Raw genomic sequence first — 15,589 nt, 5'->3', positions numbered from 1 at the left:
AAAGTTATGGCTATTAAAAAATTATCTGAAGTAGAAATTTCATCGGCGATCGCACAGTTAGCTGGTTGGGCGGTTGTTGATCATAAGTTGCAAAAAAACTTTAAGTTTCGGGATTTTGTCGAAGCTTTTGGTTTTATCAGTAAAGTGGCGATCGTTGCTGACAAAATGGGGCATCATCCTGAACTTTTTAATGTCTATAACAAAGTCAAGATCGACCTCACAACCCATGATGCTGATGGTATCAGCGCCCTTGACTTTGAGCTAGCTCAAAAAATTGACAAGCTGCTATAGCACTTTTAAAGCAAGCGAAGTACAAAGGTTTGTTTCCCCGCCTTCGGCAGGGAAACAAACCTGTAGTTCATAGCATTTAGCCTTTGGAATTAACAAAAAGGGACGCGAAGCGTCCCTTTTTTATTAAGCATGTCGTTTTTGATGCCATTGCCATGCATGTTGCAAGATCAAGTTTAAATCAGCATATTTAGGCTGCCAGTTCAAGATAGTTCTGGCTTTCTCACTGCTACCTACTAAAGCTGGTGGATCTCCTGCACGGCGATCGCCCATCACAACATTAATCGGTTTACACGTAATTTGCTTGGCAGCATCAATTACCTCTTTGACCGAAAACCCATTACCATTACCAAGATTAAAAATTTCACTCTTGTTGCCTTTGAGTAAATATTCCAACCCCAATACATGCGCTTCAGCTAGATCGGTTACATGGATATAGTCACGGATACAAGTTCCGTCTGCGGTTGGATAATCAGACCCATAAACTGTAATTGCTTCGCGGATACCCATAGCCGTCTGCAAAACTAACGGAATCAAATGTGTCTCAGGATCATGATCTTCGCCGATCTCCCCATCAGGATCAGCCCCTGCGGCATTAAAATATCGAAAAATTACTGATTTCAGTCCATAGGCGACATCAAAATCTTGCAAAATCCGTTCAACCATTAGCTTAGTCGCCCCATAGGGATTGATCGGCGCTTGCGGATGATCTTCGGTGATCGGGATTTGCTGCGGTACGCCATAACTGGCACAGGTGGAAGAAAAAACAAAGGATTTAATGTTTGCAGCAACCATCGCCTCTAGCAATGTCAAAGTCCCAACCACATTGTTGCGATAGTATTTGTCAGGATGTGTCACCGACTCGCCCACATAGGCATAGGCGGCAAAATGCATGACAGCACTAATTTGCCGATCGCTAAATAGGCGATCGAGCAAGGCTCGATCATTTGTGTCACCTATAATCAATTCTGCGCCTAGGGTTTCTGCGATATCTTGATGACCATAGACGAGATTGTCTAAAAGCACCACTTTATAACCAACCTTTTGCAATGCTTTGACTGCATGAGAGCCAATATAGCCTGCGCCGCCCGTAACCAAAATTGTTTGTTTATTCATAACGTTTCATCATTTTTTGCACTAATTTATAACGCTTTTTGTACTCTACTTTAGAACCCATAAATCGTGAGTTCGTTTTGCAATCTCGCGATTTATGGGTTCTAAAGACGTGATTTGAGAATGTCAAAAATTTCAGGTGGTATATGGGTGCGGAGCGATCGCCCTAAACGATTTTTCTTTTGAGCTATTTGTATACAATCTAGCTTCTGGCAAATATAGGCTGATCGCCCCATGCCTTGATCAAGTTGAATTTGATGTTGAACTTGATTATGGTTGGGCTTATCTTCTTTGGGATGCTGATCGGTGATCGGCACACGTACCACCCTCCAGAAAGTATCGCGCATGGCGATACATTGGCAACTAACACAACGACGATGTAGCTTCAGAGCCAAACTACTTTACTCCTCAGTACCTAGTCTAAAGTTGCAAAGTTGCACCCCTACGGAGCGCAACTTTGCAACTTTAGATTTGTAATTAATTGTGTTCATCTACTTAGGGTGCAGCAATTCAATAAGGAACTAATTTTTGATAGTGCGGTTTTACCGTACTATCAAAAATTAGTTCCTTATTTTACGGCGAAGCCCTTAATTAAATTAATTAAACTGGAGATTTTTAATCTTCACTGTTGTCATAGTCATTATCATCATCTTCATGAGATTCTTCAAGTATTGCTGCTGACCTTGCAATGCTTTCTTGAGCTTTTCGCTCTTCTTCTTCATAGTCGTACTTTGACAAATTTTTGATATCAATTTTCCAACCAGTCAACCTCGCCGCCAAACGCACATTTTGTCCTTCCTTACCAATCGCTAGACTGAGCTGATCTTCAGGGACAATCACATGGGCAATTCTTTCATTAGCATTAATCAAACGCACTTCATGAATTCTTGCTGGGCTTAAGGAGTTGGCAATATAGGTCGAAGGATCGGGCGACCAACGAATCACATCAATCTTTTCGCCGCGTAGCTCAGCAACTACCGCCTGAATCCGTGCCCCTCTAGCACCAATACAAGCACCTACAGGATCAACATCCCGCTCAAGGGTGTCTACAGCAATCTTAGTGCGAGGACCAACCGCAGGGGAAGGGGGATTTGCTTCTCTTGCCACAGCCACGATGCGGACAATTTCTTCCTCAATTTCAGGTACTTCATTGGCAAACAAATACACAACTAAACCTGCATCTGCTCGCGAAACTAATAACTGAGGACCACGGCGTGAGCCTTCAAAGACCTTCTTGAGGTATACCTTCAGGGTCATATTAGGGCGATAGGGTCTTTCACCTGCTAGTTGTTCGCGTTTGGGAAGTTCGGCTTCAACTTCAGGTTGTCCAAATCCACTACTAACTGCCACGATTACTGAGGTTGTTTCAAAACGTAGTACTCGACCTTGCAGAACCGTCCCTTCAATGTCTTGGAACTCTTCTTGAATGATTTTGCGCTGTTGATCTCTTAGCTTTTGAGCTAGTACTTGTTTGGTCTGGATTGCAGCCATACGTCCAAAATCACCCTGCTCTGGAGTCACATCAACCACTACTGTTCCGCCAGCTTGAGCTTCAGGAGCAACTTCACGCACTTCAAACAAGCCAATTTCATGATCAGCGTCACCCACTTCATCAACAATTGTTTTTGTCGCGAGAACCCGAAATCCTTCGCCTTCGAGATCTAGTTCTACATCAAAATTATTAAAATGTTCTTCTTCAAAGTTAATGCCATCGGAGCGATAGGTTTTGCGAAAGCGCTCATATCCCTTGAGTAGAGCTTCACGTAAAGCGTTCTGGACAGCATGTTTGGGGAGATTACGCTCTTTGCTAATCACCTCCACCATTTGTCCTAATCCAGGTAAATTCAATAATGACATAAGGTTTTCTCGCTTCTATAAAAATCAATAACTGTAATTCTTTAAACCAATTCACAAAAGTGTGGCGACACTTTTGTGAATTGAAAGCCAAACCCAGTAAAGGTTTTAAAAACATAAAATGGCTACGCCATTTTATGTTTTGTTATTAGGGTTAGCTATTCGTAAGTTCTGTTTATTCCATTTTGGTTAACTCGACGCGCTCAATCAGTTCACGGGGAATATTGACAATTCGCCCCTTGATGCTAATTGTCACTTGCGTCTCGTTGCGTGATATGAGGTGTCCACTCCAAATTTGTTTGCCATCATGAGGTGTGGTTGTACTGACATTGACCATAAAGCCTCGAAAAGCCACAAACTCGCGATCGCCTTGTAACTGACGTTCAGCTCCTGGGCTAGAAATTTCTAACACATAGGCATGGGGAATCAAATCGATCGCATCCAGAGTTGGCTCTAGCGCTCGACTCATGCGTTCACAATCATCCAAACCTGTATTTTGATCAGGGTTGCGAATATCAACCCGCAATACCACAGGGTTTTTATTGGTATGCAACACCACATCGACAACCTCTAACCCAAGGGGCGAGGCAACTTCTTCAGCAATTTGAAAAATTTGCGGAATTAGAGGATGACTCATAGAATTTACGATTTGAGCTTACAGTGTGAGCTTTTCTTTGTTTTTTGACGTAAGAGTTTTTGATTCAAGCTATAAAAAGCTACTTTAAAAACAAAAAAGTGGGACGATCGCCCACTCTTTGAGTGCTTTTATCTTTAACCGATCACAGCAAAAAACATCACAGATGCGATCCTTTTGCTGCTGTAGATCTAGCTGCTACTTGCAAAACATACAACAAGTAATAGTCAGATACATTTCTTCGGAGCTTGTGTACTACAGGGAAAACATAGCTATCTTAGTGTGTTTACTCTTGACTACTTGCCTGCTGGTACTGAAGTTTATACTATCACGCCAATTACAGATCAATCTGACTTTCATCTAAAAACCAATTTTGATGATTGCAGTGGCGAAGCCACTGCAATCATCAAAATTGGTTTTTAAATTACTAATTCTGGTCTCTCTTCTGGCAAAATAGCCCCCTGCACAGGGCATACCTGTAAGCAAACACCGCAGTCAATACAAATTGAAGCATCGATCTTAAACCAAATCGTCCCTTTAATATTTGCCCCCTCCCCCTGTTCGATACAGGCGACAGGGCAAGCGGGTACACAGTCTGCTATGCCTTCACAGATATTTGAGGCGATCGTATAAGCCATGTAGGGTGATATCCAAATTGGAGCAATGATGATGACAATTTTTAATTATGAAACTAAATTGTTTTTTATATATTAGAACTTATGCAAATCAGCAATGCTCATTAGAAAAAATCAGTTTTTTGAAAGCCCGCCGTTGGCGGGCTTTCAAAAAACCGATTTTGTTGTTTCCAACGCCGAAGGCGTTGGAAACAACAAAATCGGTTTCATAATGAGCATTGCTGTACGCAAATAAACCAAGAACTCAAGTTCTTGGCTAAAAGCTTAAGTCCACTGAAGTAGACTACAAAACATCTCTAAGCAGACCATTTCAATAGTTTTGAGCTTTGAGAATTGCACTTAAGTGTAGGGACAAAAGCAGTGCTTCGCGCTGCTTTTTTAATACAAGTGGCTATAGCTATGAAGTCAAGGCTAGCATTATGCTATCTTCGGCTTCTATGTAGAGATGTCAATATTTAATAAAGTTTTATGAAAACATTACAGCTAGGTACGAGCTGGTTTTTAGAAGAAGCAGGTGGATTGGCTCGTGTTTATTACGGTTGTGTCAATTATTTACCCAAAGTTGGTGTTGAAGTAAGTGGTTTAGTGGCTGGCTCCGATCGCGTTTTTCAAAGTTCTGGCGGACAAGTAACAACATTTGCTCCAGCAAATAGTTCGACATGGCAGCGATCGCTAGGCATGAGAAAAGCATTCAATCAGGCGATCGCGAACTCAGAATTTGATTTGGTAGCCTCACATTTTGCCTTGTATACATTGCCTATACTTGATCGCTTGGGGAAAGTCCCGTTAGTGATGCATTTTCATGGACCTTGGGCGTTGGAGAGTCAAGCAGAGGGAGCAGGACGCTTATCGACTTGGGGGAAATGGGTGGTCGAGAAATTGGTTTATCGCAGAGCTAATGGCTTTATTGTTTTGTCTGAGGCTTTTCGACAAACTTTGCATAAAACCTATAATGTGCCGTTAGAAAAGATTTTTATCGTCGGTGGGGGCATTGATACAACAGAATTTGATTTGGACTTAACGGTTGCCAAAGCAAGAGAAAAACTAGGATGGCAAAAGGATCGGCGCATTATTCTCTGTGTGCGGCGACTAGTTCAGCGTATGGGTTTAGAGAATTTGATTGCCTCGATCGCCTTGGTTAGGAAACAACATCCTGATGTATTGCTACTGATTGCTGGTAAAGGAGCGATCGCGGGAGCCTTGCGATCGCAAATTCAAGAATTACAACTGGAAAATCATGTGCAGTTATTGGGGTTTGTGCCAGATCAAGACTTGGCGATCGCCTATCGAGCAGCAGAGCTATCAATTGTGCCGACAGTCTCACTGGAAGGATTTGGATTGATTGTGATTGAGTCTTTAGCCGCAGGTACACCTGTATTGGGGACACCAATTGGCGGTATTCCTGAAATTTTACTACCTTTTTCTCCTGAGCTTGTCTTGCAAGGTAATACAACCGAGCAACTAGCACAAGGCATGATCGAAGCTTTATCTGGGCAAAGACACATTCCCAGTGCTAGAGCTTGTCAAACCTATGTCAAGCAAAATTACGACTGGCAGGTAATTGCTAATCAAATGAAATCTGTTTATGAGCAAGTTATCAAATAATAGATAGCCTTGCTTTGCGAGGCTATCTATGAGCCATCGATCGCGCCAAGGGCGATGAGCTTCGCTTTTTGAGCAGATGTTAAACCTGTCGCTCCATGAATATTCAGTCCTTCATAGGGACGAGGTTCGCGGTAGGTTTTGATGCATTCACCTGTCAGTACATCCCATAGTTTGACGGTTTCATCACGACTACTACTAGCGATCAGAGTGCCATCCGCAGAAAATGACACTGAATATATCGTGCCAATATGTCCAACTAAAGATCTGATCACTTCACCAGTTTGCCAATTCCAAATATTAATTTGAGCATTTTCACCAGCACTTGCCATTAAGATTCCTTTGGGATCAGCCGCAATTGTCAGAACATTGCCATCGTTACATTGGTGTTCCGAGATAAATTCACCGCTTTTGATATTCCATCGATAGATCAATTGATCCCCGCAGCCAAAAGCTATATCGGGGTGCATTGGCATAAATTTGATGTTAGAAGTAATCGAGGTAAGTGTATCTAGCGTTTGTAGACAATCTCCTGTTTTGGTGTCCCAAATTTTTACAGTTTTATCTCGACTGCTGCTAATGATATACCGATCATCGGCACTAAAGGCGATCGCTAAGATTGCTGACGCATGTCCTTGGAGAATCCGCAAACACTCACCAGTAACAATATCTCTGAGCTTAATCACTCGACTAGTTTCACCAGTCGCCAGCAATTTACCATCATGGCTAAACACAAGAGTTCGAGCTAAATCAGGGTGTTCGGTGATGGTAGTTAAACAATTGCCACTGCTGACATCCCATAGTTTAATTGTGCAGTCCTCAGCACAACTAGCTAGTAGGGTTCCAAGCGGACTAAAGGCGACTTGCCAAACATGCCCTGCGTGACCATGCAAAGCTCGAATACATTCACCTGATTGAACATCCCAGAGACGAATAATCGAGTCATCACCACCGCTAGCTATGAGGCTCTGCTCTAGGTTAAAAACAACTGATCGCACGGCATTGGTATAGCCTTGCAAAATCCGAAACTGTTGACCTGATGTGACTTCCCAGAGATTAAGGAGATGTTCATTGGAGATATTGCCTGATATTTGGCTATCACTCTGATTATCATTTTTGGCTGTCCACGATCGCCCCGTATGCCCTTGAAAAGTTCGCATACAGAAACCTGTATCGATTTCCCAAAGTTTCACCATTTCATCGCCACTACTGCTTGCTAGCACTAAGCGATCAGGATGAAAAGCAATGGAGCGTACCCAATGGTTATGCCCAGTTAAGGTTTTAGAGCATTGAGCTGTCTTGAGATCCCAAAGACGAATTGTGCGATCGCCGCTTCCTGTCGCAAGGGTTGAACCATCATGGCTAAAGCTAACGGCAAAGACAGTATGGGTATGCCCTAACAAGGTTTTGATGCAAGTACCTTTGTCCGTATTCCATAGTCTGATGGTTTTATCTTCACTGCCACTGGCTAAAACATTGCCATTATGACTAAAGGCGATCGACCAAATGATATCTTCATGCCCTTCAAATATTTGCGAACATTCACCAGTATCGATATCCCATAGCCTCACAGTGCAATCGTCGCTGCTACTTGCGAGTAAGTTACCCTTTGAGCTAAAGGCTACAGCTTCAACAATATCTTCATGACCATGCAAAATTTTGAGGCATTGTCCCGATTTCCAGAGCCTCACCGTGCGATCGGCATGACCACTAGCCAAAATTGTGCCGTCGGGACTGAAAGCGACTGACATCACAGCACCGATATATCCTTGGAGAGTATTTAAGCAATCTCCTGTGGAGACATCCCACAACTTAATGGATTGATCAACACTACTACTAGCTAAAACCGTTCCTTCAGGATTGAAAGCTACAGAAACCACCCATCCTTTATGCCCACGATAAGTGAGTATTGGCTTACCGTCACTGACTTGCCAAAGATGAATATCACCTTTAGTATCACCGATCGCTAATAACTTGCCATTAGCACTAAAAGCTACTGATAAGACTCCGCCAATTACCTCCGCAAACACCGATTTAATTACTGCCGTCTGAGCAAAGTTAACTCGATGTAATTTGACTTCAGACAAATAAGCTTGGCGGATAGCAAGATAGGAGAAGTCCCTCGCTGTCAAATCAATACCGAGATTGCATAACAAATTGATGATATTGCCGCCCCCATAGCCAAAGGTTGATTTCAGTTCTCCTTCGGGGCGTAATTCGCGTCTTCGTAATTCCTCAAGCGTTTGAAATAGCTCTTTAGCAACCATTTGCTTACTACCCAAACGTCCTAAAAGTTTGGTAACCAGAGGTTCTAAAATCAGGCGGATCTGACTTTGGCGAATATAGTCTTTGGCAGTTGCTTTGATCAGAGCGTAGTGACGTAAGTAGAAAAGCTGGCGATTCAGTTTTAATTGAATACTTGGTAAAGCCCCGAGAGGATGCTCTTGGGTAATTTCTTGATAAATTTGCTCAATCAATAAATTGGTGACAAACTCCATGACCACAGGTTGCTGCGTAAAACCTGCGGCTGTATGCTCAACTAGCGATCGCCGTTTTAGCGATCGCAGCGACATCATTAGATGATTCTGCTCGATCTTTGGCACAATATCGGAGTGCAGTTCATTAGGCTGAACTGGCTCACGGTTAATTGCTAACCAAATCATGATTTGTTTTTCGTGCGCCGTTAATCTCTGATATTGCTGCTCAATCAGATTACTAATGCCACTAAAAATGATCGTTTTTTGTTCTAAAAAGCGGTTAATACTACCTGAATAAAGATCTTTAATCGAAGCTGCGGCAATTTTCAGTGCTAAAGGATTACCACGATACCAATCTACGAGACGATGCAAATCATTGCTCATGGCTTTGATCCCCTTAGCTTCGAGGACTCGCTCGGCAGCAGGCTCATCTAACCCAGTTAGTTGCAAGGCTCGCACAGGCAAAATGTCCCCCTCCAAGGTGGCGACTTCTTCGGGCATTTCGCGGCTAGTAATCACAACGCAACTACGATGGGAAACTTCACCAACCCTTCTTAGCAGTGAGCCATAGCCCTCAAAATCTTTACGATACGCCCCTGCTTGAGCTTCGTCTTTCAAAACTGATTCAAAATTGTCCAATACCAATAAACAGCGATAACGCTGTAAATATTCCATTAATCTCGAAATTAAGGCGTTGGTATCAGTGGTATCAGGAGTTTCTTTCTGCTGTGACAGGAAATGGATCACAGCCGTCAACATTTCACTTGGGGTTTTAGCATTATTTAGCGATCGCCATACCACAAAATCAAATTTATCTTGTAGCTGTTGAGCCAGCTTGACCGATAGAGCAGTTTTACCCAAGCCACCCATTCCCAGAAGAGCCACTAACCGACAACGATCATGGTCTATCCATTTTTCAAGGATATCCAGATCATTTTGGCGACCATAGAAAAAAGTGACATCGATTACCTCGCACCAGTCTTGATGACTGTTTTCCTCAAACTGTAAATTGGGGATAGTTGGGGGAGACTCAACTAACTTCTTTTGGATTTGACGACGAATTAGATTTTGTACCGTACTTTTAGTTACTTTTTCGCCAAAAGTCTCGGTTAATAAATGCCAAAGCTTATGGCTGACTAACTTAATGTAGCCAGCATCATAGCCAGTCTGCTTCGCAATCTCAGAATAAGACAAGCCCTGCCACACTCCAAGAAAGACAGACTGCTCAACACGAGACAGACTGCGCTCTTTTAACGACAACTCTACAAATGTCACCGCCTCATCAGCCGTCATAGATGCGCCTTAAATATATAAATATAACTTTTATATAACTTCACTCTTGTCATTCTAAGACGTTTTATGCTTTGTTGTATTTTGTCATGAATATTGATAGCTATTCTAATTATGAAACTAATTATGAGATATTCACTCCATGTGACGTTGAATATCCCCAAATTGGTTTTGATGACAGTCAAACTACAGCATTCTTTCATCAAAAATGATTTTATAATGAGAGTTGTTGGAATATTGATCCTTGTTAATTAGTACCTCTAGACAGCTTTATAAAAATTAAATGAAAATTGCTTTGGTTCATGACTATCTTACGCAACGTGGTGGTGCTGAAAGGGTATTTGAACTTTTATGCAAACATTTCCCAGAGGCAGATATTTACACGTCTGTATGTGATCGCCAAAATACAATTGACTTAGGCGATCGCCCAGTTTACACAACGTTTTTACAAAATATTCCTGCAATTGGTAAATACTTTCGCCTATTTGCACCATTTTATTACAAGGCTTTTAGATCTTTAAATCTCCAAAAATATGATTTAATTCTTAGCAGCAGTGCTAGTTTTGCCAAAGGAGTCCAAAAGCGTTCCGATGCAGTGCATATTTGCTTTTGTCACAACGTTACTCGTTTTCTTTGGGACACCAATACCTACTTGAGAGAATATAGTGCATATAGCTTGTTTAGACCCTTAATTGAACTGCTTTTTCAAAAAATGCGTCAACAAGACATTTACTATGCACAATCTCCCGATTATTACATTGCTAATTCCACCACAGTCGCAAAGCGGATTCGAGAAATCTATAAAAAAGATGCTGTAGTTGTAAATTATCCAATCGATGATTGTCGATTTAGCTTTTCAGATCAAAAAGATGAGTACTGTCTTGTTTCTTCGAGGCATCTTGGTTATAAGAGGCTTGATATAATCGTTGACGCTTTTAATAGCTTAAACCTGCCTCTGCTGATTACAGGAGAAGGTCCCGAAACGAATCAATTGAGAACAAGAGCACGCCCCAACATTCAATTTCTTGGTCATGTTAGCGATCGCGAACGGTGCAATCTTATGGCAAAGGCAAAGTTTGTAGTTGTTGCCGCTTTAGAAGATTATGGACTTGTCCCCATTGAGGCTAATGCTAGTGGTACTCCTGTAATTGCCTATGGCGCTGGTGGCGTTTTAGATACACAAATCTCAGGGCTAACGGGAATTTTATTTGAAAACCAAACTTCGGAATCCTTAAAAAAGGCCATAATCAAGGCTCAAAAAATTGATTGGGACTATGCCAAAATTCGAGAACATGCTATCTCTAACTTTTCTGAACTAGTATTTTTCTCAAGAGTAGATCAGATCGTAGAGGAAATCTGTACGATCAGGGGAATTACAAAAAAGACTTAACTGACCAAAAGCATTTTTATAGCTGGAACTAAACAAAGGACAAATAATGAATATTAGTGCTGCAAATTCAACATCTCCAGTCCTCTCCGAGCAAGATCCAGGCTACGGGAAAATTTTTGCGGTTCTTTCCCGTAGACGACTTTGGCTTTTGGGCGGATTAAGTTTAGGGCTGGTAATTGCTGCTTTTATAAATATTAACTCTAAGCCTAAATACACTAGTAACATGCGTTTACTGGTCGAATCAACTTACAGATCCAATACAAATACAACCTCATTTGTTGACTCAAATATCCAGATTGACTATGCAACACAGCTGAATTTACTGCAAAGTTCTTCGTTGTTTCAAAAAGCTGCTGATTTGCTAAACGATCAATATCCTGGCATTACTGGCGCTGAACTTCAATCATTAAAAATTAATATGTTGGGTGATAATGCAAATCCAACCAAAATTGTTGAAGTACAGTACACAGCTTTAGATCCTGTGAAGACAAGAGCAGTTTTAAGAGCTTTTCAAAAAGTTTATACTGATTACAATCGAGAGCAGCAGGAAAAGCGTTTGCAGAAAGGCTTGGCAGGTATTGATGAGCAAGTTGCCAATGTGCGTAAAAGTATCTCAGAAACTGCTGAAGCGCTCGAAGTATTTCGTCGCAAGAATAATTTATTTGATGCTACTCAGCGAGTTACAGAAATTACAACAGCCCTGAATGGGATTGAGCAACAAAAACGCACCGCCCAATTAGAATATGATCAAGCAGTCACTCGGTTAGATTCTCTACAACAAAACCTCAACCTGTCTTCACAGGATGCTGTATTACTTACTCGATTAAATCAGTCACCTCGTTATCAAGCCTTGATTGTAGAGATGCAAAGTATAGAAGTTGCACTAAATCGCGAAAAAGCTAGATTTCAACCTACTAATCCTATTGTTGAAGCCCTTGAGTTACGTTTTAGGCAACAGCAGAGTAGTCTGGAAGAAGAGAGAAGAAGTATTTTAGGTGATGCTGATTTGACTAGCTATTCCAAATGGAATGCCGATCAGCTAAGTAATATTGATGTAACTTTAGCAAGTCAAATTGTAGAAACCCAATCTCAGATTACATTATCATTATCTCGACTTGATTCTTTGGCATCTCAAGAGCGAAATCTTCGAGCAGAAATTAATCGATTGCCCAAATTGCTCAGTGAGTACGAATCTTTAAGACCTAAACTGACAGTTCTGCAAGAAACATTACAAACATTACTTAGAAACCGCCAAGAGTTAAGTCTAGAAATTGCTCGAGGTGGCTTTGATTGGCAAGTTGTTGAGGAACCTGGGCTGGGTTCTACAGATGCAGCAGATAGTTTACGCCGAAATTTATTGTTGGGAGTAGTTGCTGGGTTGTTTATTGGTGGTATGGCGGCTTTTCTTAGGGATATGCAAGATGATACGGTGCATACCTACAGTGAGTTAGAACAGCAAATTGCTTCTATATCCTTATTGGGCATGACTCCACAATATTTGCAGACTGAAGCATCAAGCCCTAGTTTCTTACCACAGTTTCTTAAAAGTCAGCCAGTTTCACCACTTACAGTTGAGATTGTTAAGTGGTTGCCTTTCCGAGAAGGGTTGGATGTAATTTATAGAAATATTCAGATTAATAGTTTTTCTCAGGAAATAAGCGTGCGATCGCTGGTAATTACCTCGGCTCTACCTGGTGAGGGTAAATCTACGATCGCTCTTGGACTGGCTACTAGTGCGGCAAGATTACATAAACGAGTCCTACTGATAGACGCAGACATGAGATCGCCAACTTTACATAAGCAACTCAACTTACCAAATGAGAGGGGCTTATCAACATTACTGGCTAGTAATGGCAGTATAAATAGTCAAGATGTAATCCAATCGTCCAACTCAGCTATTGATATTCTTACTGCTGGACCAATTACCAGTGATTCCGTTACTTTACTAAGTTCAGAGTGGATGCAAACTTTGGTCACTAGTTTTGAGCAGGAATATGACCTTGTCATTGTTGATTCACCACCTATTCTTGGAACAGTTGACACAATTCAAATAGCTTCCTGCTGTGGTGGAGTAGTTACTGTAGCTCGGATAGATCGAATTACTCGTGTTGAATTCTCGCAGGCTATATCTATTCTCCAAAAGCTGAATTTCATTGGGGTAATTGCTAATGCAGTTAAAGATTTGCCATATACCTACAAATCCGTTGCCATTAGCGATGACGAGGAAACAGCATAAATAACCTCAGTTCGGGTTAATTGCAAACTAGCTCCTAGAGAGGGTTCGCGGTGCTAATCCTCTCTAGGAGCCAAAACAGTAAAAGCCTTGCTTTGCAAGGCTTTTACTGTTTTGGCTTTTAAAATTTTATAGCAAAAAAAGAGTTAGCTAGTGTAGCTATAGCCACCTGTATCAGGACAAATCAAAACCCAAATAGTGTGAGGCGGCGCGAAGCGCCGCCACTCGATTCTGGGGTTTTATGTCCTACGCAAAACTTGCTTTGCTATAGCTTATCCCGAACTCACGTTAAGTAAAAACATGAGAAAGCAGATGCGATGCATCTGCTTTCTCATGTTTTTGGGTGGGATATGCACCTAAATTAGACACTCCAACAATCTGTAATGCCAAAATATAACTTTTATATAACTTTTAGTATGACCTTTTACTAACTTCTAGTAGTTGCTATATCGATGGAATTGATAGATAAGTATATATGGATAAATCATGTAAATCTTCAAATTTACCGAAGAAGATATGACTCTTTTTAGAATAATCATATCCATAAATGTTATAGCAACAAAAATCTTTTTGTTTTTAATTTACCTATTGGTGACTTAATCAGTAAAATATGTTTGCTATGCCAGATACATTAGATTTTCTTAACCATAAAACTTCTACGATATCTGCATCAATATTAACCAAGATTAAACTATTGAAACCTAGACTAGGTAGGCTGAAGCATCAGAGATATAAGAATATACAGAGAGGTAAAAATGACTGAGATTATTGTCAAAAAACCACAAGTAATTCAAATTGATCAACAAAAAGAGATTTCATCTATATCTAATTCAATGTTCAATACTAACCAAATTAAGATTAATACAATTCCATTAGGCTCAAGTTTTCGTAATCAATTAACTACCTTCATATCCTTGATATCAAATAACACTAAATCTGATAAACATAGTCAACCCAAACTAAATTTAGTGAAAGTTAAGCCTGAAATTGGTGAAGCTAAACTTAAAAATTTAGCTGAAGTATGCTATAGATCCGAAAAATCTGTGCTGCTAAACCTGCCTCATACAAATGAGTTACCACAAATAAATAAGCCAATCACTTGGACAATAAAACGGGCTTTGGATTGGTTGGCAGCTTTATTTATTCTCTTAATCCTTAGCCCAGTCATGTCTGCATTGGCTGTGATTATTGCTACGACTTCAAGTGGTTCAATATTTTTTCACCAATGGCGAGTCGGGGAAGGTGGCAAGTTATTTAGAATCATTAAATTTCGTACCATGATTACTGATGCTGACAAACTGCACCACCTAGTAATGACTGGTCAAACTGGATTGCATAAGTGTGAAGACGATCCAAGGATTACTAACGTAGGTCGTTGGATGCGTAAGTATAGCCTTGATGAACTTCCTCAACTTTTCAATGTTTTACGTGGTGAAATGAGTTTGGTAGGTCCTCGTCCTTGGGCTTTATATGATGCTTTGCGTATTAATGGCGATCGCAAAAGAAGATTAAATTCATTACCAGGAGTCACTGGTGCGTGGCAAGTAAGCGCTCGTTCAACGATGCTAGATCTAGATGCAGTTACTGAGTGCGATTTAAGTTATCTTCGCCATTGGACTTTGTGGTCAGACTTGAAAATTTTGTTTATGACTGTTCCAAAAGTCTTGTCTGGATTTGGAGCTTACTAGAGTTGTTTTTTTAATTATGAGTTGAGCGAAAGATATCAATTTCTTCTCAGGACTGTATCTGTCACTTAATATTCGCAAGTTTGCCCATGTTTCTACGTGGGCTTTTCTGTACCTACAGCAATTACCGATCAAACGAACCAAAAGAAAAACCCTAAAAACGTTGCTTCGCAAAGTTTTTAGGGTTTTTCTTGGTTTGGGTTTGAGCGCAAAGCGATGTAATACCAAAACACAAAGTAAAGACGACAGATGGTTATTAAAAAATGCTCGTAAACCCAAACCAATATTTAGAGTGTGAAAATCCCATCTGTCGCCCTATCTAAGTGATTTGGTATAACTCTCTTTATAGCTATAGTCACCTGTATCAGGACAAACAAAACCCAAGAAT

Annotated in this window: 11 protein-coding genes; 5 read left to right on the top strand and 6 right to left on the bottom strand. The window is 40.9% G+C overall.

Going from position 1 to position 15,589, the window contains the following annotated elements; translation table 11 throughout:
- Nucleotides 1–6 precede the first annotated feature (6 nt).
- Complete coding sequence (locus H6G05_RS07145; RefSeq protein ID WP_190577511.1) at nt 7–291, top strand: 4a-hydroxytetrahydrobiopterin dehydratase; 285 nt, start codon at nt 7–9, stop codon at nt 289–291.
- Nucleotides 292–414: 123 nt separating this feature from the next.
- Here the strand turns inward: H6G05_RS07145 and galE are convergent, their stop codons facing one another.
- The 5 genes from galE to H6G05_RS07120 all read right to left on the bottom strand — a co-directional run bounded on the left by galE (nt 415) and on the right by H6G05_RS07120 (nt 4,527).
- Nucleotides 415–1,404 carry a UDP-glucose 4-epimerase GalE gene (gene galE, locus H6G05_RS07140; RefSeq protein ID WP_190577510.1) on the bottom strand — a complete coding sequence of 330 codons (990 nt, stop codon included), beginning with the start codon at nt 1,402–1,404 and terminating at the stop codon, nt 415–417.
- Nucleotides 1,405–1,505: 101 nt separating this feature from the next.
- Entirely contained in the window at nt 1,506–1,796 is a 291-nt protein-coding gene (locus H6G05_RS07135; protein WP_199310374.1) for a YlxR family protein, read from the bottom strand.
- Nucleotides 1,797–2,016: 220 nt separating this feature from the next.
- Nucleotides 2,017–3,258, bottom strand: coding sequence for a transcription termination factor NusA (nusA, locus tag H6G05_RS07130; protein ID WP_190577509.1), 1,242 nt, complete (start codon nt 3,256–3,258; stop codon nt 2,017–2,019).
- Between the two features lie 172 nt (nt 3,259–3,430).
- Nucleotides 3,431–3,892, bottom strand: coding sequence for a ribosome maturation factor RimP (gene rimP, locus H6G05_RS07125; RefSeq protein ID WP_190577508.1), 462 nt, complete (start codon nt 3,890–3,892; stop codon nt 3,431–3,433).
- Between the two features lie 416 nt (nt 3,893–4,308).
- A complete protein-coding gene (locus H6G05_RS07120; RefSeq protein WP_094532749.1) occupies nt 4,309–4,527 on the bottom strand; it encodes an indolepyruvate ferredoxin oxidoreductase subunit alpha in 219 nt (72 codons plus the stop codon).
- A 465-nt stretch (nt 4,528–4,992) separates the two neighbouring features.
- Here H6G05_RS07120 and H6G05_RS07115 point away from each other — a divergent pair, with 465 nt between their 5' ends.
- Nucleotides 4,993–6,129, top strand: a complete 1,137-nt coding sequence (locus H6G05_RS07115) for a glycosyltransferase family 4 protein (RefSeq protein ID WP_190577507.1) — start codon at nt 4,993–4,995, stop codon at nt 6,127–6,129.
- Nucleotides 6,130–6,155: 26 nt separating this feature from the next.
- Here the strand turns inward: H6G05_RS07115 and H6G05_RS07110 are convergent, their stop codons facing one another.
- Complete coding sequence (locus H6G05_RS07110) at nt 6,156–9,896, bottom strand: WD40 repeat domain-containing protein (protein ID WP_190577506.1); 3,741 nt, start codon at nt 9,894–9,896, stop codon at nt 6,156–6,158.
- A 280-nt stretch (nt 9,897–10,176) separates the two neighbouring features.
- Between H6G05_RS07110 and H6G05_RS07105 the strand changes: the two genes are divergently transcribed.
- The 3 genes from H6G05_RS07105 to hepC all read left to right on the top strand — a co-directional run bounded on the left by H6G05_RS07105 (nt 10,177) and on the right by hepC (nt 15,204).
- Nucleotides 10,177–11,283, top strand: a complete 1,107-nt coding sequence (locus H6G05_RS07105) for a glycosyltransferase (RefSeq protein ID WP_190577505.1) — start codon at nt 10,177–10,179, stop codon at nt 11,281–11,283.
- Nucleotides 11,284–11,329: 46 nt separating this feature from the next.
- Complete coding sequence (locus tag H6G05_RS07100; RefSeq protein WP_190577504.1) at nt 11,330–13,519, top strand: GumC family protein; 2,190 nt, start codon at nt 11,330–11,332, stop codon at nt 13,517–13,519.
- 752 nt (nt 13,520–14,271) lie between these two features.
- Nucleotides 14,272–15,204 (top strand): heterocyst development glycosyltransferase HepC, encoded by a 933-nt coding sequence (gene hepC / locus H6G05_RS07095; RefSeq protein ID WP_190577503.1) that lies wholly within the window; start codon nt 14,272–14,274, stop codon nt 15,202–15,204.
- The last annotated feature ends 385 nt before the right edge of the window (nt 15,205–15,589 follow it).

This window comes from Phormidium tenue FACHB-1050, assembly GCF_014696925.1.
Taxonomy (GTDB): Bacteria; Cyanobacteriota; Cyanobacteriia; order Pseudanabaenales; family Pseudanabaenaceae; genus Pseudanabaena.
Note: the sequence above shows the minus strand (reverse complement) of the source record. Positions and strands in the feature narration are given on the sequence as shown.

What these genes read in the sequence shown, in the direction of transcription:
- H6G05_RS07145 (WP_190577511.1), top strand. Translation starts at nt 7, where the DNA reads ATGGCTATTAAAAAATTATCTGAAGTAGAAATTTCATCGGCGATCGCA.
- galE (WP_190577510.1), bottom strand. Translation starts at nt 1,404, where the DNA reads ATGAATAAACAAACAATTTTGGTTACGGGCGGCGCAGGCTATATTGGC.
- nusA (WP_190577509.1), bottom strand. Translation starts at nt 3,258, where the DNA reads ATGTCATTATTGAATTTACCTGGATTAGGACAAATGGTGGAGGTGATT.
- rimP (WP_190577508.1), bottom strand. Translation starts at nt 3,892, where the DNA reads ATGAGTCATCCTCTAATTCCGCAAATTTTTCAAATTGCTGAAGAAGTT.
- H6G05_RS07120 (WP_094532749.1), bottom strand. Translation starts at nt 4,527, where the DNA reads ATGGCTTATACGATCGCCTCAAATATCTGTGAAGGCATAGCAGACTGT.
- H6G05_RS07115 (WP_190577507.1), top strand. Translation starts at nt 4,993, where the DNA reads ATGAAAACATTACAGCTAGGTACGAGCTGGTTTTTAGAAGAAGCAGGT.
- H6G05_RS07110 (WP_190577506.1), bottom strand. Translation starts at nt 9,896, where the DNA reads ATGACGGCTGATGAGGCGGTGACATTTGTAGAGTTGTCGTTAAAAGAG.
- H6G05_RS07105 (WP_190577505.1), top strand. Translation starts at nt 10,177, where the DNA reads ATGAAAATTGCTTTGGTTCATGACTATCTTACGCAACGTGGTGGTGCT.
- H6G05_RS07100 (WP_190577504.1), top strand. Translation starts at nt 11,330, where the DNA reads ATGAATATTAGTGCTGCAAATTCAACATCTCCAGTCCTCTCCGAGCAA.
- hepC (WP_190577503.1), top strand. Translation starts at nt 14,272, where the DNA reads ATGACTGAGATTATTGTCAAAAAACCACAAGTAATTCAAATTGATCAA.